Source organism: Intestinibacillus massiliensis, from assembly GCF_900155735.1.
GTDB lineage: Bacteria > Bacillota > Clostridia > Oscillospirales > Butyricicoccaceae > Intestinibacillus > Intestinibacillus massiliensis.
The window spans coordinates 1-828 of the sequence record NZ_LT707043.1 but is presented as its reverse complement, the minus strand read 5'-3'; the positions used below and the strand labels follow the sequence as shown (position 1 = coordinate 828).

Here is an 828-nt window from a genome sequence, read left to right as displayed (position 1 = left end):
GTATACGACCTTCTCCAACCAGGATAAGATCCACGGCTGACGCCGCGTCAGGGGCAAGGGGGCGGCGCGCAGCCGCCGGGCTTACGGGGCGTTCGCCCGGCTGCAAGGCGGCGGGGCGCGCAAGGGAAGGAAAATTTGTAAATGCAGGATACGGTCTTAAAGACGGTCAAAAACTATGACATGATACAGCCGGGCGACACGGTGCTCTGCGCGGTTTCGGGCGGCGCAGATTCCGTCGCGCTGCTGCGCGTGATGCTGGAAATCCGCGGGGCGCTCGGCATAACGGTGTGCGCATGCCACCTGAACCATTCGCTGCGCGGGGCGGAGGCCGTGCGCGACGAAAATTTTGTCCGCGCCCTGTGCGAGGGGCTGCAGGTGCCGTTCTATATCGAGCGGCGCGATGTGCAGGGCTACGCGGATCAGCACGGGCAGGGCCTCGAGGAGGCCGCGCGCGACGTGCGCTATGACTTTTTCCGGGAGGCCGCCGCGCGGCTGGGGGCGGACAAGGTCGCGACCGCGCACACGCTGGACGACAACCTCGAGACCATGCTCTTTTACCTGGCGCGCGGCGCGGGCACGCGCGGCATGGGCGGTATCCCGCCGGTGCGGCGCGGGATCATCCGGCCGTTTATCGGCTCCACGCGCAGCCAGGTCGAATCCTACCTTTACCGGATTAACCAGCCCTATGTCAACGACAGTTCCAACGATTCGTCCGACTATACCCGCAACCGCATCCGCCGGGAGGTCGTCCCGGTGCTGCGGGAGCTGAACCCCCGCGCCGCCGAAGCGGCGGGGCGCACGGCGCACCTGCTGCGGCAGGATGAGGCG

Annotated in this window: 1 protein-coding gene; it reads left to right on the top strand. The window is 67.0% G+C overall.

The window, feature by feature from the left end:
* Positions 1-141: 141 nt before the first annotated feature.
* On the top strand, positions 142-828 hold a 687-nt coding region (gene tilS / locus CZ203_RS01160), incomplete at its 3' end, for a tRNA lysidine(34) synthetase TilS (protein ID WP_087064266.1).